The 23,604-nt window shown below is 38.1% G+C and carries 19 protein-coding genes and 1 other RNA gene; 17 read left to right on the top strand and 3 right to left on the bottom strand.

From position 1 onward, the window contains the following. Position 1 precedes the first annotated feature (1 nt). Positions 2–3,730 carry a helicase-exonuclease AddAB subunit AddA gene (gene addA / locus ACLIBH_RS04480; protein WP_439315498.1) on the top strand — a complete coding sequence of 1,243 codons (3,729 nt, stop codon included), beginning with the start codon at positions 2–4 and terminating at the stop codon, positions 3,728–3,730. Positions 3,731–3,816: 86 nt separating this feature from the next. Next, complete coding sequence (locus tag ACLIBH_RS04475; RefSeq protein ID WP_439315497.1) at positions 3,817–4,449, top strand: transporter; 633 nt, start codon at positions 3,817–3,819, stop codon at positions 4,447–4,449. Between the two features lie 227 nt (positions 4,450–4,676). On the opposite strand, the gene ACLIBH_RS04470 is transcribed toward ACLIBH_RS04475, so the two are convergent. Then, positions 4,677–5,873, bottom strand: coding sequence for an ornithine--oxo-acid transaminase (locus ACLIBH_RS04470; RefSeq protein WP_439315496.1), 1,197 nt, complete (start codon positions 5,871–5,873; stop codon positions 4,677–4,679). A gap of 252 nt (positions 5,874–6,125) precedes the next feature. On the opposite strand from ACLIBH_RS04470, the gene ACLIBH_RS04465 reads away from it, so the two are divergent. From ACLIBH_RS04465 to rnr, 13 genes are all read left to right on the top strand, one after another. After that, a complete protein-coding gene (locus ACLIBH_RS04465) occupies positions 6,126–6,806 on the top strand; it encodes a GntR family transcriptional regulator (RefSeq protein WP_439315495.1) in 681 nt (226 codons plus the stop codon). 40 nt (positions 6,807–6,846) lie between these two features. Continuing rightward, positions 6,847–8,469, top strand: a complete 1,623-nt coding sequence (locus ACLIBH_RS04460; protein WP_439315494.1) for a M20/M25/M40 family metallo-hydrolase — start codon at positions 6,847–6,849, stop codon at positions 8,467–8,469. A gap of 726 nt (positions 8,470–9,195) precedes the next feature. Beyond that, positions 9,196–9,438 (top strand): glutaredoxin family protein, encoded by a 243-nt coding sequence (locus ACLIBH_RS04455; protein WP_439315493.1) that lies wholly within the window; start codon positions 9,196–9,198, stop codon positions 9,436–9,438. A 275-nt stretch (positions 9,439–9,713) separates the two neighbouring features. Next, complete coding sequence (locus ACLIBH_RS04450; RefSeq protein ID WP_439315492.1) at positions 9,714–10,724, top strand: sugar-binding transcriptional regulator; 1,011 nt, start codon at positions 9,714–9,716, stop codon at positions 10,722–10,724. 25 nt (positions 10,725–10,749) lie between these two features. Next, the gene (gene gap / locus ACLIBH_RS04445; RefSeq protein WP_439315491.1) at positions 10,750–11,757 is read left to right on the top strand and encodes a type I glyceraldehyde-3-phosphate dehydrogenase; all 1,008 of its coding nucleotides are present in this window, start codon (positions 10,750–10,752) and stop codon (positions 11,755–11,757) included. A 123-nt stretch (positions 11,758–11,880) separates the two neighbouring features. Further along, positions 11,881–13,062: a phosphoglycerate kinase gene (locus ACLIBH_RS04440; RefSeq protein ID WP_439315490.1), complete on the top strand. Its 1,182-nt coding sequence runs from the start codon at positions 11,881–11,883 to the stop codon at positions 13,060–13,062. A 19-nt stretch (positions 13,063–13,081) separates the two neighbouring features. Further along, positions 13,082–13,846: a triose-phosphate isomerase gene (gene tpiA / locus ACLIBH_RS04435; RefSeq protein WP_439315489.1), complete on the top strand. Its 765-nt coding sequence runs from the start codon at positions 13,082–13,084 to the stop codon at positions 13,844–13,846. Further along, complete coding sequence (gene gpmI / locus ACLIBH_RS04430; protein ID WP_439315488.1) at positions 13,839–15,374, top strand: 2,3-bisphosphoglycerate-independent phosphoglycerate mutase; 1,536 nt, start codon at positions 13,839–13,841, stop codon at positions 15,372–15,374. The genes tpiA and gpmI overlap by 8 nt, the downstream gene beginning before the upstream one ends. A 37-nt stretch (positions 15,375–15,411) precedes the next feature. Next, positions 15,412–16,698 (top strand): phosphopyruvate hydratase, encoded by a 1,287-nt coding sequence (gene eno / locus ACLIBH_RS04425; RefSeq protein ID WP_439315487.1) that lies wholly within the window; start codon positions 15,412–15,414, stop codon positions 16,696–16,698. Positions 16,699–16,995: 297 nt separating this feature from the next. Beyond that, the gene (locus tag ACLIBH_RS04420) at positions 16,996–17,823 is read left to right on the top strand and encodes a YitT family protein (RefSeq protein ID WP_439315486.1); all 828 of its coding nucleotides are present in this window, start codon (positions 16,996–16,998) and stop codon (positions 17,821–17,823) included. 140 nt (positions 17,824–17,963) lie between these two features. Then, positions 17,964–18,194: a preprotein translocase subunit SecG gene (secG, locus tag ACLIBH_RS04415; protein ID WP_439315485.1), complete on the top strand. Its 231-nt coding sequence runs from the start codon at positions 17,964–17,966 to the stop codon at positions 18,192–18,194. A gap of 118 nt (positions 18,195–18,312) precedes the next feature. Further along, complete coding sequence (locus tag ACLIBH_RS04410; RefSeq protein WP_439315484.1) at positions 18,313–19,059, top strand: alpha/beta hydrolase; 747 nt, start codon at positions 18,313–18,315, stop codon at positions 19,057–19,059. 46 nt (positions 19,060–19,105) lie between these two features. Then, the gene (gene rnr, locus ACLIBH_RS04405) at positions 19,106–21,220 is read left to right on the top strand and encodes a ribonuclease R (RefSeq protein ID WP_439315535.1); all 2,115 of its coding nucleotides are present in this window, start codon (positions 19,106–19,108) and stop codon (positions 21,218–21,220) included. A 151-nt stretch (positions 21,221–21,371) separates the two neighbouring features. Here the strand turns inward: rnr and ACLIBH_RS04400 are convergent, their stop codons facing one another. Beyond that, positions 21,372–21,701 carry a cupin domain-containing protein gene (locus tag ACLIBH_RS04400; RefSeq protein WP_439315483.1) on the bottom strand — a complete coding sequence of 110 codons (330 nt, stop codon included), beginning with the start codon at positions 21,699–21,701 and terminating at the stop codon, positions 21,372–21,374. Positions 21,702–21,902: 201 nt separating this feature from the next. On the opposite strand from ACLIBH_RS04400, the gene smpB reads away from it, so the two are divergent. Together smpB and ssrA are read left to right on the top strand one after the other, a co-directional pair. Beyond that, complete coding sequence (gene smpB, locus ACLIBH_RS04395) at positions 21,903–22,367, top strand: SsrA-binding protein SmpB (protein WP_439315482.1); 465 nt, start codon at positions 21,903–21,905, stop codon at positions 22,365–22,367. A gap of 140 nt (positions 22,368–22,507) precedes the next feature. Then, positions 22,508–22,868, top strand: a transfer-messenger RNA (tmRNA) gene (gene ssrA, locus ACLIBH_RS04390). A 178-nt stretch (positions 22,869–23,046) separates the two neighbouring features. Here ssrA and ACLIBH_RS04385 read toward each other — a convergent pair. After that, positions 23,047–23,514 carry a DUF2306 domain-containing protein gene (locus ACLIBH_RS04385; RefSeq protein ID WP_439315481.1) on the bottom strand — a complete coding sequence of 156 codons (468 nt, stop codon included), beginning with the start codon at positions 23,512–23,514 and terminating at the stop codon, positions 23,047–23,049. Positions 23,515–23,604 lie beyond the last annotated feature (90 nt).

The following is a 23,604-nucleotide window of genomic DNA, read 5'->3' as shown; positions in this document are numbered from 1 at the left end:
ATTGGTACAGTGGACGAAAGAACAAGAAGCGGCAATTTATACAGATGGATCAGATATCCTTGTCGCAGCAGCTGCAGGATCGGGAAAAACGGCTGTTTTAGTTGAACGAATTATTCAAAAGCTACTTTCTAACGAAAACCCGGTAAATATAGATGAATTGCTCGTTGTTACTTTTACGAATGCTGCTGCGCAAGAAATGCGTAATCGGGTTGGCTCTGCTTTGGAAAAAGCGTTAGCAAAGGATCCAACATCGACACATTTAAAAAAACAGCTCTCTCTTTTGCAACGTGCTTCAATATCAACGTTTCACTCTTTTTGTATGGACATAGTAAGGCAGTACGCTTATATCATTGATCTTGACCCAGCATTTCGAATTGCAACGGATATGGAAATGGAACTCTTGAAGCAAGATATTATTACAGAGCTTTTTGAAGAGAAATATGGCGCTTCAGGAGAAGAACAGGAAGCATTTTTTTCTGTCGTTGATCGATTTTCAACCGATCGAAGTGATGGTGCAGTAGAACAATTAATTCTGCAATTATATACATTTTCCATACAAAATCCATGGCCAGAGAAGTGGCTTGATGAATTAGCAGCTATATATCACATAGCGGATAAATGGGATGAGTCGAAGCTTGAATGGCTCGACCGTATTAAACAGGAAGTGAGCTCACAATTAGCCGCAATGGACCAAGAAATTGATCGGGCAATACAGCTTATTTCGGAAAGCGATGGTCCGTACCATTATAATGAAGCTGTTGAGAGCGATCGAAATAATGTGAAACTAGCGCGGCAATTTCTCAATTCATGGCCTGATCTCCATTCTCATTTTGGAACAGTGAAATGGAAAAGGCTGTCAAGTAAAAAAGTGGAATGTGATGTAGACAAGAAGGAAGCTGTAAAAGCGCTACGTAAAAGTTACCGTAAACGATGGGATGAATTGAGCAGTAAATTATTTAGCCGTCAATTGGAAAGTCATATTCAAGATATGCGTGCGCTTGCACCTGTCATAAAGCAGTTAACTTCGTTAGTAAAGCAATTTAAGCATCGTTTTACAGAACAAAAAAGAAAACAAGCATTGGTCGACTTTTCTGATTTAGAGCATTATTGCTTACAGCTACTAATTGATGATGCTTCGACAGAAGATAATCTACTTCCTTCCACAGTTGCACACCATTTGAAATTGCGTTTTCGCGAGCTTTTAATTGATGAATATCAAGATACGAATCTTGTTCAAGAGACGCTTCTACAGCTCATTAGTGATCAAGTTGGCTCAGGAAATATGTTTATGGTAGGAGATGTGAAGCAAAGCATCTATCGATTCCGCCATGCAGAGCCAACATTGTTTATAGAAAAGTATAAGCGGTTTTCCAATCAAGGAAATAAAGATAAAGGAATACGAATTGATCTAGCGCGCAACTTCCGCAGCCGTGCACATGTATTGTCAGGTGTTAATTATATTTTTCGTCAAATATTAGATGAACAATTAGGTGAAATTGATTACGATCAAGCAGCAGAACTAATATACGCGAATACGATGTACGATACCCTGCCATTACAAGCTCCTGAACCAGAGGTTATCGTAATAGATCGGGAAGTAAAAGACGAGCAATCAACCACAGAAGGAGAGGACTTCCAAGATTTGGAGAAGTCTCAACTGGAGGCCCGTTTATACGCACAAAAAATAAAAACCTGGATAGGGAAAACGGCGAATTCACCACTTCAAGTCATCGATAAAGCGACAGAAGCACAGAGGGACGTTCAATACCGAGATATTGTAATTTTGTTGCGATCAATGAAATGGGCGCCGACAATTGTAGAAGAATTGAAAAAACAAGGTATTCCTGTATATGCTGAGTTATCGACTGGTTATTTTGAAGCGATCGAGATTAAGATAATGTTAAGCTTATTAAAAATAGTAGATAATCCGCTACAGGACATTCCTTTCGTATCTGTTTTACGTTCGCCAATTGTCGGACTAAATGAAGATGAGCTTGCGTCCATTCGTCTCGTCCAGCGCAAAGGGTTTTATTACGATGCTGTAAAAGAATATATAAAACAACATACAGACGATACGACAGAAAAACTTATCGCCTTTTTAGAGCAGTTTGAATTATTTCGAGAAACAGCTAGACAAGGAGCGTTATCCGAGCTCGTTTGGCAAATATATCGAAAGACATGCTTTTACGATTTTGTTGGTGGAATGCCTGGTGGCAGACAGAGACAAGCGAATTTACGTGCATTATATGACCGGGCACGTGGGTATGAAAAAACATCCTTTCGTGGTTTGTTTCGTTTTTTACGATTTGTCGAGCGAATGGAGCAACGTGGAGATGATTTAGGTGCTGCGCGCGCGTTAAGTGAACAGGAAGATGTCGTTCGGATAATGACGATTCATAAAAGCAAAGGACTTGAATTTCCTGTCGTAATTGTTGGAGGAATGAACCGGGAGTTTAATACGCAAGATTTAAAACAAACGTATTTGCTTGATAAAGATATGGGGTTTGCTAGTAAATATATCGATCCTATTAAACGTATTACGTATCCTACCTTATATTTCTACGCCGTCCAAATGGAAAAACGACGTCAGCTGTTAGCGGAGGAAATGCGCGTGTTATACGTCGCGTTAACGCGGGCAAAAGAGAAGCTTGTAATGATTGGTACGGTAAACTCACTTGAGAAGGAAATAGAAAAGTGGGGAAAAACCGTCGACTGTCCGAATTGGGTTTTACCTGCTTATTCTCGTTCAGAAGCGCAATCCTATTTGGACTGGATTGGTTCTGCGTTAATTCGTCATGAACAAGCTGAATTGCTGCGAGAAAATTTAGCGAATTCTGAGCATATACTAGCAGATGTTTTAAAAGATGCTTCACGCTGGGATTTTTCTGTATTTCACGGCAGTGAACTTGTAAATCTGCAAGAAGCAACGGATTCAGCAAGTGACAAATTAAAGGATACGATTTTTCATTGGAAACCGATGAATTTAGAAAATATAACCTTGAAAAAGGAAGTAGACAATCGACTCTCCTATGAATACCCTTATAGAGAAGCAGTACTTTCTCGAGCAAAGCAAACCGTTACAGAGATTAAACGACAAAAGGAAATAAAGGATGCATATAGCTCCGACCAGTTTATCGCATCCTTCCAAGCACCAATCATTAGACGACCTGCTTTTTTACAGAAGGAAAAGACGCTATCATCTGCTGAAAAAGGAACAGCGATGCATACGGTTATGCAGCACTTGCCTTTTTATCGTCCATTAACAGCCAATGAAATAAGGGCGTATGTAAATACGTTTATTGAGCGAGAGATACTAACAGAGCAAGAGGCTGAAGTAATTGATGCACTAGCTATTGAACGGTTTTTTACTACTTCAATTGCCAATAACATGCTTCAAAACGATCAATTGCTACGCGAGGTTCCGTTCAGTTTTACGCTCGGGTCAAAAGAAGTATATGCTGCTTGGAAAGGTGCGAACGATGAGCCTGTATTGATTCAAGGTGTAATTGATTGTTTAATCCCTTGTGGAAATGAATGGATTATCCTTGACTATAAAACAGATGAAATTACAGGTGAAGTGACAAAAGAAGTCAAAGAAACACTGCTTCAACGGTATTCGGTTCAGATGAAATTGTATAAGCAAGCAGTTGAGACTATTTTAAGTAAACCTGTTAAAGAGAGCTACTTATACTTTTTTTCAAAAAGCCTATTACTTAAGGTAGACTATTAAACAATCATATTTATATAGTATGATTCTTAGAAGTTGTCGATCGAGCTGGTGTCGCATCCTAAGTCTTGATGAAGTAGGGATACTGCATGAAAAAGCAAAAAGTTATGCAATATGTATACGAGAGCATTATGATCCTCCTCGTTATAATGACAATTATGACGATATGGTCGGAAAATAAGGTGAATTCAACAATTAATTGGGTCGTATGGGTGATTTTTTTAGTTGATTTTACGATTCGATTGATCGTAAGTAAGCAAAAATGGGATTTTATTAAACGAAATCCTTTTTTGCTCATTGCGATTATTCCTTTTGATCAATTTTTTCAAATTGCACGATTTGTACGGATTATTTATTTTTTCCGTATAAAAACGATTGCGAAGTATTACATCACTCCTTATGTTAAAAGATTAAATTATAAGTCGTTAGGAGTGTTGGTTGTTGGTTTTGTCCTCTTTATTGTGCTTGAAGCATTAATTGTTTGGACGTTAGAAGATATAATTCATACTTATGGTGAGGCGGTTTATGCAGTAATTAGTTATTTATTCTTTGTAGGTCATCGTATTTTTAGTGTCGATCATTTGCTATCTATTTGGCTTCTTACAATAACGTCCGTTTTTGGAGTAGTTTTGCAAGGCTTGGCGCTCCAATGGCTATTTGCGAAAGTTGACATCGTATATAATCGATACAAAGCAAAGCGTGATGCATCTCAAGCTAGTTAAATCATTTATTCTTAGGGTAAAAGATAAGAAATTGATTTTAAATAAAACTGTAGTAGAATTGGAAGATTTCCGAACGTTATTTGATAAAAGTAGACAACTATCTGAACGGAAGAAGAAAAACGCAATGAAAAAGGGTTCAATCGTTAAATAATAATGATTGAACCCTTTTTCGTTTTAGGAGCTGCTTTAAGCTCCTGTTTCATTATTTATTTGTGTCTATACTTAAACTAAACACTTAATACTTCTTTGATTTGCTCAATAGCCCAGTCTAAATCTGACTTTTCGATAACGAGTGGCGGTGCAAAACGAATTACATTTTCATGTGTTTCTTTACACAATAGCCCTCTTTCTTTCAACGTTTCACAATAAGAACGTGCAGGCTCTGTTAATTCGACTCCAATAAATAATCCGCGTCCACGAACCTCTTTAATAATCGGATTATCGATTTTTTGCAATTCTTGTTTCATGTAAGTGCCTAGCTCCAACGATCTTTCAGGTAATTTTTCGTCGATTAACACGTCGAGTGCGGCATTTGAAACGGCACACGCTAACGGATTACCTCCAAAAGTTGAGCCGTGTGAGCCAGGCTCAAATACGCCAAGAACATCTTTGTTTGCTACAACACATGAAATTGGAAAAACGCCGCCTCCAAGTGCTTTACCTAAAATAAGCATATCTGGTGTAACATCTTCCCAGTCGCAAGCAAACATTTTTCCACTTCGACCTAAACCGGATTGGATTTCATCTGCAATGAATAGCACATTTTTCTCTTGGCAAAGCTCATACGCTTCTTTCAAAAAGCCTTCTGTAGGAATGTTAACGCCAGCTTCACCTTGAATCGGTTCAATTAAAAAGCCTGCCGTGTTTTCGGTAATCGCTTCACGTAAAGCATCAATGTCTCCGTAAGGGACAGTTTTAAAGCCTGGGAGCATTGGACCGAAGCCACGTTTATTATCTGCATCAGATGATAAAGAAACAGCTGCCATTGTTCTACCGTGGAAGTTTCCTTCGCAAGCGATAATTTCAGCTTGATTATCAGCTACGCCTTTTACATCATATGCCCATCTGCGAGCAGTTTTTATAGCTGTCTCTACTGCTTCTGCACCAGTATTCATTGGAAGAACCATTTCTTTTCCAGTAAGCTGTGCTACCCTTTCGTACCACGGACCTAATTGGTCGTTATGGAAAGCACGAGATGTTAACGTAACAGCATCCGCTTGTTTTTTTAATGCATCAATAATTTTTGGATGACGATGCCCTTGGTTCACGGCAGAGTATGCACTTAAAAGATCCATATATCTATTGCCTTCTGGATCTTCTACCCAAACACCTTCTGCTTTCGATATAACAACAGGAAGCGGATGATAGTTATTCGCTCCATATTCTTCTGTTTGTTTAATAACATGATTGCTTGATTGTACCATGTGATCCCTCCGTTAAATATAGATATGTAGCTCAATTATTCTAAAATACTTAGGCTATATGCAACTATTAAATATAATGTAACATAAATGGGAAAATATCAACAAATCCTTCTTTTAAAAGCAAGGGAATTTTTACATGTAGTGAAAAGCCCTTTCAAGTATTGTAGAATATAAATAATTTGATTTACAAATATAGTAACATAAATTATAATGGCTGTATACAGTATACCGCCAGAGCGGGAGAGGATACTTTTGAGAAAGATCGTACAAAGTGAAACGTTGGCAGATCAAGCATATAACTTAATTAAAAAAGAAATAATTACTGGTAGACTACATGATAATGAAGCATTACCAGAAGAAAAGCTAGCAAAGGATCTAGGGATTAGTCGTACACCTTTAAGAGATGCTTTAAGAAGACTGGCGATGGAGGGGCTTGTTATTCCGCAAAAAGGAAAGCCTGCCTTAGTTGCGACGTTTACCCGTGAGGACTCTTTAGAATTTATGGAGCTGCGCAGCATTCTTGAAATCGATAACATTGTCAAAATCATGTCTTCAATTGATGATTCATTCATTGAGCAACTGTACAGTAATGTTAATGAGCAAATGCAAGCCGTAAAACTAGATAATTTCCAGCAATTTATAGAGTTAGACCGAGAATTTCACTTACTGTTAGCTTCTAAAAACACAAATCGAAAGTTTAGAGAAATGATTCATCAAATGAACACTGGAGTGAATCGAGCTTTTCTAATCCTATCTAATACGATTACGACGAGTGCTAAAGACGCGTGTGAAGAACATTTTGAAATTATTAAAGCTTTGGAAGCTAGAGATGTACATCTCGCTAAGAAAAAAATGGTTGTACACTTAAACAATGTTGAAAAAAGATTTTTAAGTTATTTCTTGAAGGAAGATGAGGAAAAGCGTTCAGGATAAGCTTCTCCCATTTTCAATATAAGGCTTAGGAGGATACGAGATGGAATTAAAATGGCAAACACCTGCATCACTAAGACAATTACTATCTGAATTAGTAGGCTGGGATAGTCGGACGCTAACAGAAGGAGAAAAAGCGTTTTCCCATAAACTAAAAGACAAGCTCGGTGATCTTTTATATTTTCAACAAAATACATCCCATCTGCAATTGCATGATGCTGGTAACGAGCGATTCGCTGTTACAGCGTTATATAAACATGCATCCGCAAAGGACACAATTGTACTCATAAGCCATTTTGATACCGTTCATACGGAGGAATTCGGCGATCTTGGCGACTTAGCGTTTAAACCGGAGCAATTAACCGATGCGCTCTTAGAACGTAAAAATGACTTGCCAGATGAGGCACGTGAAGATTTGGAGTCTGGAGAATACTTATTTGGAAGAGGGACAATGGATATGAAGATGGGGCTTGCATTACATATGCGCCTCATTGAAAAGGCTTCCGTAGAACAATGGCCGATTAATCTTGTCCTCGTCACCGTTCCAGATGAAGAAGTAAATTCTGCCGGAATGCGTGCGGTCGTACCGGCACTGTTACAGTTGCAAGAGACACATGAATTAAAATATAAATTATTCCTTAATGGGGAGCCATCGTTTACCCAGGAGCCTGGAGATGAGAATCATTACATCTACTCTGGAAGTATTGGAAAAATTATGCCTACCGCTTTATTTTACGGAAAAGAAACGCATGTTGGCGAACCATTGAGTGGAATGACAGCCAATTACATCGCTTCTTTTCTCACACAACGAATGGAGTGGAACACATTATTCCAGGAAACGGACTTAGGTGAAAATACGCCATTGCCGGTTTCTCTACAACAAAAAGATTTAAAAATGGAATATTCAACGCAAACACCATATCGTGGGAAAGCTCTTTATAATGTCTTTTTAATGAAGCGAGATGCATCTGAAATAATGGACATTTTCAAACAAGTAGCGGAAGAAGCCGCGGATGCATGTAATGCACAGTACAAAAAAATATGTGAACGAGAAAATGTGGAGCCAATCGGAACGGTAACTGTAATTACTTATGAAAAACTTCTACAGCATGCAACGAATAAGCTTGGTAAGGAAGCGGTTAATGCGATTAAACAGGAAGTAGTAAGCGATGAGCAACTGGATGATCGGGAAAAATCGGTTCGCATTGCCGATTTATTAATGCTTGATTGTCAGGAACTCGGTCCAGCAATCGTTTTACTGTACACGCCACCGTATTACCCTGCGGTGAACGCTTCTGATGATTCGCTTGTTGCTGAATTAGTAAAATTAATGAAAAAGACAGCAGAAGAAGCATTTGATCGTTCAATTGAACAAATTCATTATTTTAACGGAATTTCCGATTTAAGCTATGTATCGTATAAAGATACAGGTAAAGGCTGGAACGTTTACCAAAAAAACACCCCTGTATGGGGAGCAACATATGAGATCCCATTTTCAGAAATGACGCAGCTTGATGCTCCAGTGTTAAATGTTGGTCCTTTTGGGAAAGATGCCCATAAACTTACGGAACGGTTGCACAAGGAAAGTGCGTTTATCCAATTGCCGTATATGCTCGATACATTAGTTAAAAGTATGTTTCCTGTAAAAGAATCAATCTTAAATTAATTAAAAAGCGAAACCAAGCCATTCAATTTATAGAAAGGCTTGGTTTTTTACATGCGCTAAATAAGTTGTCAAAAACAATTTCCGATTTACTTCATTTATAAACTGTACTATTATAAAGCAAATAAAGTATAAAGCAAATAAAGGGTTGACAATTCGTGTGGAAAAATAATCGGTAAGAAACATAGGAAGACAATCGTTTGAAGAAGACCTGCGGCAATATGTCAAGAAGAAAATAATTATTTATTGATTTATCAAGGTACTATTTTCTTAAAAAAGGCAACACAAAACGAACATCCAGGTTCGAATAGCAAGGTGTGCAGCCAGCGTGTATGAAGGAAAACGCACACTGGGAAACAGTCTTGCTAATGCGGTTATGCTCGCAAGGGGGATAAGAATTGTCCCAAATGATCCTAAGACGATTATTTAGGAATATCACCGAACGTTTAAGATGTTTGACATATTATTCAGATAGGGTCTCAATCACTTATAATCATTGCACTTATTAGTTACTTGGAACGAAAGGCGGCGACTCCTGCGGGAAAAGCATGCGTCTTGAGACCCCACAGGAAGTGGTTTTCTTCCGAAGGGGCTCAAGCCATGCCCGCGGAAAGCATCCGCCTGTAGTACAAAGTAACGGGTATAACATACCCGATTATTGGTATAGAAACATTTAGAAACGTTAGGCGGAACAATGATGCCTAAACATAATATACGAGGGGAATGTATATGCTACAAGTCGTTTTTTATACAAAGGAAAATTGCTCCTTATGCGAGGAAGCACGTGCAATTATTTTGCTGCTGCAAAAATATTATCCATTCGAACTGGATGAAAGGGATATTTACACGAAAGAGGAATGGTTGGAAGAATATCAGTTGCTCATACCTACAGTAGAAATGAATGATATTCGCTTAAATTGTGAAGAATTGAATTTTGAATCGTTGGAGCATGCTATAAAGAAATATAGTTAGTTGTATAGAAAAGGAGACGGATTATATTATCGATTATTTGAACGATCGTTATGTAAAAAACGCGACCGTATTTGTGCGTATAAAAAACGTAGTCATATAAGTAACATATATACTTAAAATACAGGCAGGAAAAACGTTGCTTCCTTTTTATTTTATGGTAAAATAAAAGAGAAGTTACGTTTTCTATATTTTTTTACCTTAAGTGGGGCAAAAAAATATGTAGCGGGACATATTTACCCCGTTTAAAAGGAATGGATTAATACATGAGTATTTTTATGAGCTTAAAACACGTCTTTCCGGATTTGCTGCAATTAATGCGCCAAAGGTATACCGTATTACAAACTATTCAAATGCTGGAACCGATTGGTCGTCGCGGCATAATTGATAATACGAACCTATCAGAGCGGCATGTACGCAAAGAAGTGCAGGTTTTGCAGGAACAAGGGTTAATTGAAATGTCAACAAAGGGAATGTATGTAACAAAAGAGGGAAAGTTAGTAATTAGTGAATTACATAACTTCAACCGAGAAATATCTGGATTAACAACATTAGAAAACGAGCTAGCAAAAAAGCTACAAATCGAGAACGTAATTGTCGTTTCTGGTAATAGCGATACGCTTGAATCGGTAAAAAAGGAAATGGGCAAGGCTGTTGTATCCTATTTGAAGAATTATTTACAAACCGACACGACAATTGCAGTTACTGGTGGTACAACAATGGCAGCTGTTGCCGACGTAATGGCGCCATTAGGAAGTGAACACAAATGTTTATTTGTCCCCGCTCGAGGCGGCGTTGGCGAAAAAGTAGAAAATCAGGCGAATACAATTGCAGCTAAAATGGCGGAAAAGGAAAAAGGTGACTATCGATTATTGTTTGTCCCAGACCCTTTGAGTGAATCGTCTTATCAAACGATGATGAATGAACCATCCATTAATGATACGGTACAAGTAATTAAAGCTGCTGCAATCGTTTTGCACGGTGTTGGCGATGCTCTAACGATGGCTAAGAGGAGAAAAACATCAAAAAACGTTCTACAACGGCTAAAAGATAACAGTGCTGTAAGTGAAGCTTTTGGTTATTATTTCGACGAAGCTGGTGAAGTAGTATACAAATCTCGAACAATCGGAATGCAATTGGAAGATTTAACGAGCGCCAAGCTTGTAATGACAATTGCTGGTGGCAAGTCAAAAGCATTGCCAATTGTTTCGTATATGAAACAAAAAAAGAGCAATTTGCTTATAACCGATGAGGCTGCAGCTGAAGAAATAATAAATAACATAAATTAGAAATTAAAAAATGGAGGAGATTTGAATGACAGTAAAAATAGGAATTAATGGGTTTGGAAGAATTGGACGAAATATTTTCAGACAAGCATTAGCAACAGAAGGTGTTGAAGTTGTTGCAATTAACGATTTAACAGATGCAAACATGCTCGCTCATTTGTTAAAGTATGACTCCGTACATGGGCGCTTAAATGAAGAAGTAAGCGTAAGCGAAGCTGCAATTAACGTCGGAGACAAAGAGATTGCTGTATTCTCTGAGCGCGATCCTGCTAATATTGGCTGGAAAGAGCATGGAGTGGAAGTCGTTATAGAATCAACGGGACGTTTTACAAATCGTTCTGATGCACAAAAGCATTTAGAGGCTGGAGCTAAGAAAGTTATTATCTCAGCACCTGCTAAAGAAGAAGATTTAACGATCGTAATGGGTGTTAATGAAGAAGCATACGATGCAGGACAGCATCATATTGTATCTAATGCATCTTGTACAACAAACTGTTTAGCTCCCCTTGCAAAGGTTTTGCATGAACAATTTGGAATTAAACGCGGCTTAATGACGACAGTACATTCATATACAAATGATCAACAAATTTTGGATTTGCCACATTCGGATTATCGTCGAGCTCGAGCAGCAGCAGAGAATATTATACCTACTTCTACGGGTGCGGCAAAAGTTGTTGGTAAAGTTTTACCAGAGTTGGATGGAAAACTTAATGGAATGGCGATTCGTGTTCCAACACCAGACGGTTCAGTTGTCGATCTAGTTGCTGAGCTTGATAAAAAGGTAACTGAAAAAGAAGTGAACGAAGCATTAAAAGAAGCTGCTAATGGAGATTTAAAAGGTGTTTTAGGATATAGTGAAGATCCACTTGTATCAACGGATATTGTTGGTGATACACATTCTTCACTTGTCGATGGATTATCTACGATGCTTATTGACGATACGTTCGTTAAAGTAGTTTCTTGGTATGACAATGAAATGGCTTACTCTGCTCGTTGCGTTGATTTGGCTAAGTTTATGAAAGAAAAAGGGCTATAATAGCTGAAAAAGAGGAGGTCAACGCCTCCTCTTTTTCTATATATTATTACTTAATAATGGTAATATAGAGGTTGTTCAGCTTATGATAAGTGTACTTGTACATACATAGAGGAGGTTAATCCGATGGATAAAAAGACGCTATACGATATTGAATTTAAAGGAAAGAAAGTTTTATGTCGTGTCGACTTTAACGTTCCGATGCATGATAAAAAGATTTCCGATGATCGTAGAATTAGAGCGGCATTACCAACGATTAATTACTTAACCGAGCAAGGTGCAAAAGTAATACTCGTCTCTCATCTTGGTCGACCGAAAGGCACCGTTGTTGATGAATTAAGATTGGACTCCATTGCAAAGCAATTAAGCGATTTAAGTGGAAAGCAAATCTTAAAAACAGATACAGTTTACGGGGAAGAAGTAGATGAAGCAATTTCGCAGCTCGATGAGGGTGACATTTTATTGCTGGAAAATGTGCGATTTGAGGAAGGTGAAGAAAAAAATGATCCTCAATTAATCGGACATTTTGCGAATATGGCGGATATTTACGTTAACGATGCATTTGGAACCGCTCACCGCGCACACGCTTCTACGGCAGGAGTAGCTGAAAAGCTACCATCCGTAGCAGGATTTTTAATGCAAAAAGAAATAGATGTACTTGGAAAAGCGTTGCAAAATCCGGAAAGACCATTCACCGCAATTATCGGTGGCTCAAAAGTAAAAGATAAGATAGATGTAATTGATAATTTATTGGATAAAGTAGATAACTTAATAATAGGTGGAGGGTTAGCTTATACCTTCTTAAAAGCAAAAGGGTATGAAATCGGCAACTCCTTGCTTGAAGAAGATAAAATTGAATTGGCTAAATCCTTCATGCAAAAAGCAGAGGATAAAGGAGTACGCTTCATTATGCAGGAAGATACAGTTGTAGCTGATCAATTCGCTGCATCGGCAAACAGCAAAATTGTATCTGCTGATCAGATTCCTGATGGCTGGCTCGGCTTAGACATTGGTCCTAAATCAAGAGAAACATTTCGTGATGTAATATTAGATTCAAAACTCGTTATTTGGAATGGCCCAATGGGAGTATTTGAATACAATGCCTTTGCTGGAGGGACGAAAGAAGTAGCGGAAGCTTTAGCCGATACAGATGGATACACAGTAATTGGTGGTGGCGATTCAGCTGCAGCTGTAGAGAAGTTTGCACTGGCAGAGCGAATGGATCATATTTCTACCGGTGGTGGCGCTTCACTTGAATTTATGGAAGGAAAAGACTTACCAGGTGTTCGCGCACTGGACGATAAATAATTATAGAGGTGAAACGAGAATGCGTAAAAAAGTAATTGCTGGTAACTGGAAGATGAACAAAACATTAACTGAGGCAACGCAATTTATAGAGGAAATCATTAAAGGCATAAAATCAAATGCACATACGGAAGCGATTGTTTGTGCTCCGTTTCCTTACTTAAGTGCTATGGTAGATGCAGCACGTGGCACAGACGTAAAAATTGCTGCTCAAACGATGCACGAGGAGGCAAATGGTGCTTTTACAGGAGAAGTAAGCCCTCTTATGCTAAAAGATATCGGGGTTACACATGTCATTCTTGGTCACTCCGAACGAAGAGCATTATTTAACGAAACAGATGAAACGGTAAACAAAAAAGCAATTGCGGCGTTTGAATTTGGACTAACTCCAATTGTTTGTGTAGGTGAAACGTTAGAGCAAAGAGAAGCAAATGAAACAAATAAAGTTGTTGAACACCAGGTGAAACAAGCGTTAGCGAGTATGACTGACAATCAAATATCTGAAACGATTATTGCATATGAGCCGATTTGGGCAATTGGTACTGGCAAAACAGCTTCAAGTGAACAAGCAAATGAAGTTTGTGCCCATATTCGATCGGTCGTCGCTTCTTTATCATCAGAGGAGACAGCGAATGAAGTTGTTATTCAATATGGTGGCAGTGTAAAGCCAGCAAATATTAATGAATTGTTAGCCCAAAAACATATTGATGGTGCACTCGTCGGTGGAGCAAGTTTAGAGGCTGCTTCATTTTTACAACTAGTAGAGGCTGGCTATCTGAATGAGTAATCTCGCTGCTCTTATCATCTTAGATGGCTTTGCTATACGAAATGAAGCTAAAGGAAATGCCGTAAAGCAAGCAAGTAAGCCGAATTTTGATCGCTATTGGGGAAAATATCCACATAATCAACTAAAGGCGAGTGGAGCAGCCGTAGGTCTTCCAGATGGTCAAATGGGAAATTCTGAGGTTGGTCATCTCAATATTGGGGCAGGCCGAATTGTATATCAAAGCTTAACGAGAGTAAACCTATCAATTGAAACTGGCGATTTTTTTGAAAAGCAAGCATTTATTAAATCGATGCAGCGAGCGAAACAGAAAAATACGGCGGTGCACTTGTTCGGTTTGTTATCAGATGGCGGCGTTCATAGCCATATTGATCATTTATTCGCGTTATTAAAATTAGCAAAAGAACAACAAGTGGAAAAGGTATATGTTCATGCATTTTTAGATGGCCGCGACGTAGGACCACAAACGGCACAAACGTATATCAAACAGACCGAAGAGAAAATGAAGGAACTTGGTGTAGGGCAATTTGCAACCATTTCTGGTCGATATTATTCAATGGATCGTGATCGTCGTTGGGATCGAGTGAAAAAAACGTATGATGCGATTGTATATGGTGAAGGGCCAAAATATACGAATGCACACAAATTAGTCGAGGATTCTTATGCAAATCAAATATACGATGAATTTGTTATTCCGAGTGTTTTAGTAGATGAGAAAAAGCTTCCGATCGGGACGGTACAAGATAATGACTCAATTATTTTTTATAATTTCCGACCCGATCGAGCAATTCAAATAGCACGGACATTTGCGAATAAAGATTTTCGCGATTTCGATCGAGGCCCAGCTGTACCACAGAACTTGGACTTTGTAATGCTAACTAACTTTAGTGAAACGGTAAATGGTTTTGTTGCGTATGAACCGGTCAATTTGGACAACACAGTAGGAGAGGTACTATCTCAACATGGTAAGAAGCAACTGCGAATAGCAGAGACAGAAAAGTTTCCGCACGTAACTTTTTTTATGAGCGGTGGACGAGAAAAGGAATTTCCGGGCGAAAAGCGAATTTTAATTGATTCACCAAAAGTCGCTACGTATGATTTACAACCAGAAATGAGTGCTTATAAAGTTACCGATGCCTTGCTTCAGGAATTGGATCGTGGAGAACACGAAGCAATCATACTTAATTTCGCAAATCCTGATATGGTTGGCCATTCGGGTAAGCTGGAGCCGACGATAAAAGCAATAGAAGTCGTTGACGAATGTCTTGGTAAAATAGTGGATAAGATAGTAGAGCTTGGAGGCCATGCTATAATTACAGCAGATCACGGTAACTCGGATGAGGTAATAACTCCAGATGGCAAGCCGATGACAGCCCATACGACAAATCCAGTACCTGTAATCGTAACAAAAGATGGAATTACACTGCGGGATAACGGTATTTTAGCTGATCTATCGCCAACATTACTTGACTTACTTGGAATAAAAAAGCCAGAAGAGATGACAGGTGAATCTTTAATTAAAGAGCAATAGTACCATTAATATAAATAGAAAATAAGGAGAGGTTTACATGCCATATATTACAGATGTTTACGCTCGTGAAGTTTTGGACTCCAGAGGAAACCCTACAATTGAAGTTGAAATAATTACAGAATCAGGTGCATTTGGAGCGGCTTTAGTTCCAAGTGGCGCGTCTACAGGAGAACACGAAGCAGTAGAATTACGGGACAATGATGAAAACCGTTACTTTGGAAAAGGTGTTCTAAAAGCGGTAGAAAATGTAAATGAAGTAATTGCTCCTGAACTAGTCGGGATCGACGTTACGCGTCAAAATGTTATTGATCAATTAATGATAGAACTTGATGGAACTAAAAATAAAAGTAAGCTAGGAGCGAATGCTATTCTAGGTGTTTCTATGGCGGCAGCACATGCTGCTTCCACATATCTTGAAATTCCGCTATATAATTACTTAGGTGGATTTAATGCCAAAACATTACCAGTACCAATGATGAACATCTTAAATGGCGGCGAGCACGCTGATAATAACGTAGATATACAAGAGTTTATGATTATGCCTGTTGCTGCACCTACTTTCCAGGAAGCATTGCGTACTGGTACAGAAATATTTCATGCATTGAAAAAAGTTCTAAAAGAAAAAGGCTACAATACAGCAGTTGGAGACGAGGGCGGCTTCGCACCTAATTTAAAGTCTAATGAAGAAGCATTGCAAACAATAATGGAAGCGATTGAAGCTGCTGGTTATGCACCGGATACGGAAGTGAAGCTTGCTATGGATGTTGCTTCCTCTGAATTTTATGAGGATGGTAAGTATCATTTAAAAGGCGAAGGCATCGTTCGTACATCCGCTGAAATGGTTGATTGGTATGAAGAAATGGTTAATAAATATCCAATTATTTCAATTGAAGATGGATTAGATGAAAACGATTGGGAAGGCCACAAGCTCTTGACGGATCGTATTGGCAGCAAGGTTCAATTAGTTGGCGATGATTTATTTGTAACAAACACTGAAAAGCTATCTCAAGGAATAGAGCAAGGTGTTGGGAACTCAATTTTAATTAAGGTGAATCAAATCGGTACGTTGACTGAAACCTTTGAAGCGATTGAAATGGCAAAACGCGCTGGCTATACAGCAGTTATATCCCACCGTTCAGGTGAAACAGAGGATGCGACGATTGCTGATATAGCTGTTGCAACGAATGCTGGGCAAATTAAGACAGGCGCACCATCACGTACAGATCGTGTAGCTAAATACAATCAGCTGCTACGTATTGAAGACGAATTGGCAGGCATGGGTGAATATGCTGGATTAAGTGCGTTTTATAACTTGGAAAAATAAAAAAACTAATAAATATGTATGCACCTCCTGTTGGAATCGAATCCATTTCAACAGGAGGTTTATTATTGAGCAAAAAAAGGTTAAATGCACGTAGAAAACGTGGTATAGTAGATGATGGTCAATGTTTAGGAAATACTACGTAATAATTGCAGATAAGCTCTTGCATTAAAAACTTTAGTTAATTTATAAGCATTCATCACGCTATGGTACACGAAAGACAACGAGATGTAATAATAAAAAGAGACTGTATTTTATTTGATAAGAAAAAACTTAAACAAATACACGAGGAGTTTGCGTATGGAAAAAGTTTTGAAAAAAATAGCATTAATCACGATTGGTGCGTTCATATTTGCGATTGGTATAAATTATTTTGCGATACCGAATGGACTTGCAGAAGGCGGTATAATTGGAATTACCATTATTTTTTATTACATGTTTGGCTGGTCACCTGGTATTGTTAACTTTTTACTAAATGCGGTTCTTGTTGCTGTCGGTTTCAAACTATTACAGCGATCGGAAATGATTTATACAATTACTGTAATTATATTAAGTTCATTTTTTATATGGCTGACTGAAGAGTGGGGCGTTACATTATCAACAGATTCTCTGCTTGCTCCACTTTATGCAGGACTTTTAATAGGTGTCGGATTGGGTATTATTTTCCGTACCGGTTCAACATCCGGAGGAACGACGATTATTGCATTAATTTTAAAGAATAAGCTTGGTTGGAGCATGTCAAAAGGGGTTTTGCTTTTAGATGTACTCGTCATTGCCGGCGGATCCTTTGTAATTGGACTGGAAAAAACGTTACTTACGCTTGTTTCTGTATATGTTACATCGAAAGTAATTGATTATTTGGTTGACGGACTTAACGTACGAAAAGCAGTTACAATAATATCAGAAGATGCGGATGAAGTGTTGGAAAGTATTAATAAATATTTTAAACGTGGGGTAACTGTATTCCCAGCAGAAGGTGGGTATACAAAGCATGAAAAAAAAGTGTTATACGCTGTTGTCGATAAAAGAGAAATGGTTCGATTGCAAAGGCTCGTAGAGAAAGTCGATGCAGATGCATTTGTTGCTATTCATGATATAAAAAGTGCTTTTGGTGGCGGGTTTAGCTAACGTACTTCGTATTTTCTTTTCATCACAAACCATAAACTATTCAATACTTGCAAATTGGATTAAAACTTGCGTTCGAAAATAAAACTATGCTAAAGTATATAGTAGAGAGAATTGGCTGTTATAGGAAAGGGCGGTTGAACATGAGCGGTATTATTACTACATTATTAATTATCGATGCTATTATAATGATTATTTTTATATTGTTGCAGTCTGGTAAGAGTGAAGGACTATCTGGAGCGATTTCGGGTGGAGCAGAACAACTATTTGGGAAGCAAAAAGCACGAGGGCTAGATCTTGTTCTTCACAGAGGAACGGTTATAACAGCGACGTTATTTTTTATTTTAGCTTTTACAAGTGCATATATTATATAATTAAGACGCCCTTATCACGCTTCGTGGTAAGGGTTTTTAAGTTGCTGTTTAATATGGACATCCAATTATTGCAAAAATTAATGTTAGAGACAGATATTCAGGAGGAAGGAGAATTCTGATGAAAATTAAACAACCAGAGCCTTTTACATTTGAAGCTGGCCCTCGAGCCGTCTTATTGCTTCATGGCTTTACTGGACATTCTGCAGATGTACGAATGCTTGGAAGATTTTTAGAGAAACATGGTTATACGTCACATGCTCCGATTTATCGTGGGCATGGAAAGTCACCAGAAGCAATTGCCCAGTCCAATCCAGATGAATGGTGGGAAGATGTAACGAATGCATATGATCATTTGGTACAAATGGGCTATACGGAAATTGCAGTCGCAGGTTTATCTATGGGAGGGGCACTAGGGCTAAAGTTAGCAGCAAGTAAAAAAGTTAAGGCAATTATTCCTATGTGTACACCAATGTTTTTTGATAATGAGGAGCAATTAAAGCAAGGGTTTATTACCTTTTCAAAGCAATATAAGCAGCTGGAGAAAAAAGAACAGGAAGTAATTGATCGTGAAACAAATGAACTTCTCCGTAATTCTGCAAATATGTTTGCACAAATCGGGCAATTTATTAATGACGTAAATAAACAAATTGATTTAATTTATACACCAACGCTAATAGTACAAGCTAGTAAAGACGAAATGATTAATCCGAAGAGCGCCACGTATATTTATGACCATGTAGAAACCGATGAAAAGCAGCTTAAATGGTACAAGGAATCGGGACATGTAATTACATTGGATAAGGAAAGAGATCAATTACATGAAGATATATTGCAGTTTTTACAATCGCTCGATTGGGTAAAGTAATGATATACCAAACAATTGAAAGAAGGTGAATGGATTGAATGAGCAAATGAAAGATAATATAAGAAGCTTTTTTACAGAAAGTGGGACAAGGCCGTTGTCTGTTAGTGAGTTGGAGACAGCATTGGACATCGAAACTTCCGTTGATTTTAAAGCGCTCGTCGTTTCTCTAAATGAATTAGAGGATGCCGGTGAGCTCGTTCGCACACGAAAAAATCGTTTTGGGCTGCCAGAAAAAATGAATTTAATCCGTGGAAAAGTTCAAATGCATAAAAAAGGTTTTGCCTTTTTAATTCCAGATGAAGAGGCACAGTCCGATGTATATATTCATCCAACTGATTTAAACGGCGCAATGAACAACGACAAAGTACTTGTTCGTCTTGAAAAGAGAGCAGGAAATGAAAATCGTCCTGAAGGAACAGTCATTCGTATATTAGAGCGTGCAGTCCTGCAAGTAGTTGGAACGTATGAGGATAATCGCTCCTTTGGATTTGTTGTTGCAGATGACAAACGAATACCGAATGATATTTTTATACCAAAAAGTAGTACGATGGGTGCAATTAGTGGTCATAAAGTAATTGTACATATTACGAAATATCCAGAAGGCAGAAAGAGTGCAGAAGGGGAAGTAATTCAAATACTTGGGCATAAAAATGACCCTGGTATTGATATTGTTTCTGTAATTTATAAACATGGAATCAAGCTTGATTTCCCCAAAGAGGTGCTTGATCAAGCAGCAAGCATACCAGAGACAATTACGGACGAAGAATTGGATGGCCGACGCGATTTGCGCGAAGAAGTAATCGTAACGATTGACGGGGCAGATGCAAAAGATCTGGATGATGCTGTTACGGTAAAGCAACTAGATAACGGTAATTTTAAATTAGGTGTTTATATAGCAGATGTAAGCCATTATATGAAAGCAGATTCACCAATGGATAAAGAAGCATTTGATAGAGGCACGAGTGTGTATCTTGTAGATCGTGTTATACCGATGATTCCGCATCGACTATCCAATGGAATCTGTTCTTTAAATCCACAAGTCGATCGTTTAACAATTGGCTGTGAAATGGAGATCAATCCGTCTGGGGAAATCGTTTCACATTCTATTTTCGAAAGTGTCATACGCACTACAGAACGCATGACGTATAAAGATGTAAATAAAATTTTAGCTGATAAAGACGAAACCGTTCGTTCGAAATACGAAGCCCTCGTCCCGATGTTTGAACAGATGGAAGAGCTGGCCGCTATTTTACGGAACAAGCGAATTCGTCGCGGAGCAATTGATTTTGATTTTAAAGAGGCACTAGTAATCGCTGGAGAAGACGGTAAGGTAAAGGATATTGTAATTCGAGAGCGCTCAGTTGGAGAACGATTAATTGAAGAATTTATGCTAGCTGCTAATGAAACAGTAGCGGAGCATTTTCATTGGATGGACGTTCCATTCATCCATCGGATTCACGAAGACCCAGATCAAGGCAAGCTCGAACACTTTTTTAACTTTCTTGCCGGACTTGGCTATCGAATAAAAGGACGAGCCGATGAAGTTCATCCACAGGAATTACAAAAGGTACTGGAAAATATGCAAGATAAGCCTGAGGAAATGATCGTATCTAAACTAATGCTTCGATCTATGAAGCAAGCGAAATACGACCCGCAAAGTATTGGACATTTTGGGTTATCTACACCGTTTTATACCCATTTTACATCACCAATTCGACGGTATCCAGATTTGATTGTCCACCGACTTATACGGACGTACTTGTTAGATAATAAACTAGATCAGCGAACAATTAATAAGTGGAAAGATAAGCTGCCCGAAATTGCGCGACACACGTCTGAAAAAGAACGTACGGCAGTCGATGCAGAAAGAGAAGTGAATGACTTAAAGAAAGCAGAATATATGCAAGATAAAATTGGAGAAGAATATACAGGAGTCATTAGCTCGGTTACCAATTTTGGTTTATTTGTCGAGCTTGCGAACACGGTCGAAGGACTCGTCCACGTTAGCTATATGACCGATGATTATTATCATTTTGATGAACGAAGCTACGCAATGATTGGAGAACGGACAGGAAATGTGTATCGAATCGGAGAAGAAGTCAATGTGCGTGTGATAAGTGTTAATATTGAAGAACGCGTTGTTGATTTTGAACTTCTATAATATGCTATAAATATCATTGCACTGTTCAAAAGAGAAGGTCTATCCAGTATGCTTAGTGAATTTGGATATGAAACGGTTAGACCTTCCTTTTGAGTTGTTTGAATACTTTTAAGAGAGGCATTTTAAAGTATCCTGCAAGCTTAATTTAGAGCTAAACGTTATCAACGACAATTACTTTAGCATCTTTTGTAAAAGGGTTAAAAACCTGATGTGGGACTTCATCCGGTATAATAAAAGCATCTCCTTCCTTCATTTCTGTAATCTCTTCCCCTAAATTTATTCTTATAGCTCCTTCAGCGATGTAAAACGCATGTCCATCATAACACGTATGATCTGCAACATAATCAACAGGATATACAACAATCCGTAAGCGCTGCTGATCAGTTTCTAGCCACCTGGACAATGCTCCAGTCGACGCGTTGTCAGGCGTGAACGGGGCATCATTTCTACTCATATGAACTTTTGATCGATTATCAGACATTAGTACAACTCCTTTTTTAATTTTATACGAACACCTTCCTTAAGTATAGAATAAATATTCTAACAATTCAAAGCAATTAATTGAAAGGAAATGAAGAGTAGTTGAAAAAATATTGTCATTAATTATTGTGTAAGGTCTAATTGGCAACGGTGTTTGTTTTTGATAAGATAAAGATTCATGAAAGTTAGGAGGGAGCAGACGATGTCAAAAGGATTTGACAAACCAATAGCTCAAAACAGAAAAGCATCCCACGATTATTTTATTGAAGATACGTATGAAGCAGGAATCGTGTTAAAAGGTACCGAAATAAAATCCATTCGTGCCGGACGCGTTAATTTAAAGGATTCCCATGTTCGTATATCAAATGGGGAAGCGATGCTTATTAATATGCATATTTCACCTTATGAGCAAGGAAATCGATTTAATCATGAACCGACGCGTACGCGAAAATTATTACTGCATAAAAAAGAAATTGATAAACTAATCGGATTAACCCAGCAGCAAGGATACGCACTCATTCCTTTAAAGCTGTATATTAAAAATGGATTTGCTAAAGTGCTGGTTGGTCTTGGTAAAGGGAAAAAGAAATACGATAAGCGCGAAGATTTAAAGCAAAAACAAATGAAAAGAGATATCGATCGAGCGATAAAAGACATCAATAGATAAAGCTGATCTGACACGTATTCCATCTTTAAGTTAGTAATTAATACCATTAGTTGAAACTGTTATTCAATATGTTATAATAGTTATGTAGCAAATAAATGGAATTGCAAATGCTCTCTTTTCCCGATCGTTTCTCTTTATAAGGGGACGTTACGGATTCGACAGGGATAGGTTGAGCTTGGATTGCGCGTCGAGGTTACGTCTCGTAAAACGTTACACGCCTATAATAACTGGCAAAGAAAACAATTACTCTTTAGCTGCTGCATAAGCAATGCTAAAGGACTCTTCCTGTTATCTCCCGTGTAACAGATAAAGAGTCTCACATGAAGCGGGATAAACGTTCATCCGCCGTCTGAGGATAGAACGTTGAAACCAAACAGACTAGCTGCCTTGTAGCCTGTTGGCAGGCCTAGAGGTTAGCGAAGCATAATATGCCGACTACACGCGTAGACATCTAAGTGTCGATATCCTTGGACGTGGGTTCGACTCCCACCGTCTCCATACATATTTTATATGATTTATTAAAACTCTTGTTTATCAAGGGTTTTTTGTTTTCCGATGTAATAAATTACGATATGTTGTATAATTTCCCTCTGATTAAATTTTTTTAGAATGCTGCAAAAGCTTTACTAGCAAAAAATCAATAGTGTATTAGAGTAATAGCATCAGTATTCGTATTTTATCATTTAGAAGAACGGATCACAGCTCGTTGCGTAACGATTATAATAATTGGTGTACCAATTATTGTCGGTAAGAACCAAAAGATTAAAGCCGGCCATTCGTTTACGATGGGAATATCGGATATATTTACAATAAGCACAGCTGTTATAATTCCGATATAGGAGCCGAGCATTCCACCGATGTGCCTAGGTAGCCAGTTATGTGTTCGCCTTTTCCTCGCTAGATAACCGAATAATGCCAATCCATACGAAAACAATGCAATAAAGAATAAATAAGCGGAATCCTGCCAGTTCATTATAGATGTAACGATAGCAGTTATAAACACTACAACATAAGCTCCGTGATACAATTCTCCAAGCGATGTATGCCATCCACGCTTTTTTTTCGAGATAGCAGCAATCAACCCAACGATTAAACATACAGTTCCCGAAATGATATGCAGCGTTAAAAAGAAACTAAATACGGTCATAGACTTTTCTCCCCCTAAGAAACTAATTTCTATAATCATACGTTCGTATAACAGTTTAAAAATAATCATGACTTATTTAGATACGTTTTT

The sequence above is a fragment of the Virgibacillus sp. W0430 genome, from assembly GCF_051846935.1.
Lineage (GTDB): Bacteria > Bacillota > Bacilli > Bacillales > Amphibacillaceae > JBPYCR01.
Note: the sequence above shows the minus strand (reverse complement) of the source record. Positions and strands in the feature narration are given on the sequence as shown.

Coding starts and splice junctions, on each gene's coding strand:
- ACLIBH_RS04475 (WP_439315497.1), top strand. CDS start 3,817: ATGAAAAAGCAAAAAGTTATGCAATATGTATACGAGAGCATTATGATC.
- ACLIBH_RS04470 (WP_439315496.1), bottom strand. CDS start 5,873: ATGGTACAATCAAGCAATCATGTTATTAAACAAACAGAAGAATATGGA.
- ACLIBH_RS04460 (WP_439315494.1), top strand. CDS start 6,847: ATGGAATTAAAATGGCAAACACCTGCATCACTAAGACAATTACTATCT.
- ACLIBH_RS04455 (WP_439315493.1), top strand. CDS start 9,196: ATGCTACAAGTCGTTTTTTATACAAAGGAAAATTGCTCCTTATGCGAG.
- ACLIBH_RS04450 (WP_439315492.1), top strand. CDS start 9,714: ATGAGCTTAAAACACGTCTTTCCGGATTTGCTGCAATTAATGCGCCAA.
- gap (WP_439315491.1), top strand. CDS start 10,750: ATGACAGTAAAAATAGGAATTAATGGGTTTGGAAGAATTGGACGAAAT.
- ACLIBH_RS04440 (WP_439315490.1), top strand. CDS start 11,881: ATGGATAAAAAGACGCTATACGATATTGAATTTAAAGGAAAGAAAGTT.
- tpiA (WP_439315489.1), top strand. CDS start 13,082: ATGCGTAAAAAAGTAATTGCTGGTAACTGGAAGATGAACAAAACATTA.
- gpmI (WP_439315488.1), top strand. CDS start 13,839: ATGAGTAATCTCGCTGCTCTTATCATCTTAGATGGCTTTGCTATACGA.
- eno (WP_439315487.1), top strand. CDS start 15,412: ATGCCATATATTACAGATGTTTACGCTCGTGAAGTTTTGGACTCCAGA.
- ACLIBH_RS04420 (WP_439315486.1), top strand. CDS start 16,996: ATGGAAAAAGTTTTGAAAAAAATAGCATTAATCACGATTGGTGCGTTC.
- secG (WP_439315485.1), top strand. CDS start 17,964: ATGAGCGGTATTATTACTACATTATTAATTATCGATGCTATTATAATG.
- ACLIBH_RS04410 (WP_439315484.1), top strand. CDS start 18,313: ATGAAAATTAAACAACCAGAGCCTTTTACATTTGAAGCTGGCCCTCGA.
- rnr (WP_439315535.1), top strand. CDS start 19,106: ATGAAAGATAATATAAGAAGCTTTTTTACAGAAAGTGGGACAAGGCCG.
- ACLIBH_RS04400 (WP_439315483.1), bottom strand. CDS start 21,701: ATGTCTGATAATCGATCAAAAGTTCATATGAGTAGAAATGATGCCCCG.
- smpB (WP_439315482.1), top strand. CDS start 21,903: ATGTCAAAAGGATTTGACAAACCAATAGCTCAAAACAGAAAAGCATCC.
- ACLIBH_RS04385 (WP_439315481.1), bottom strand. CDS start 23,514: ATGACCGTATTTAGTTTCTTTTTAACGCTGCATATCATTTCGGGAACT.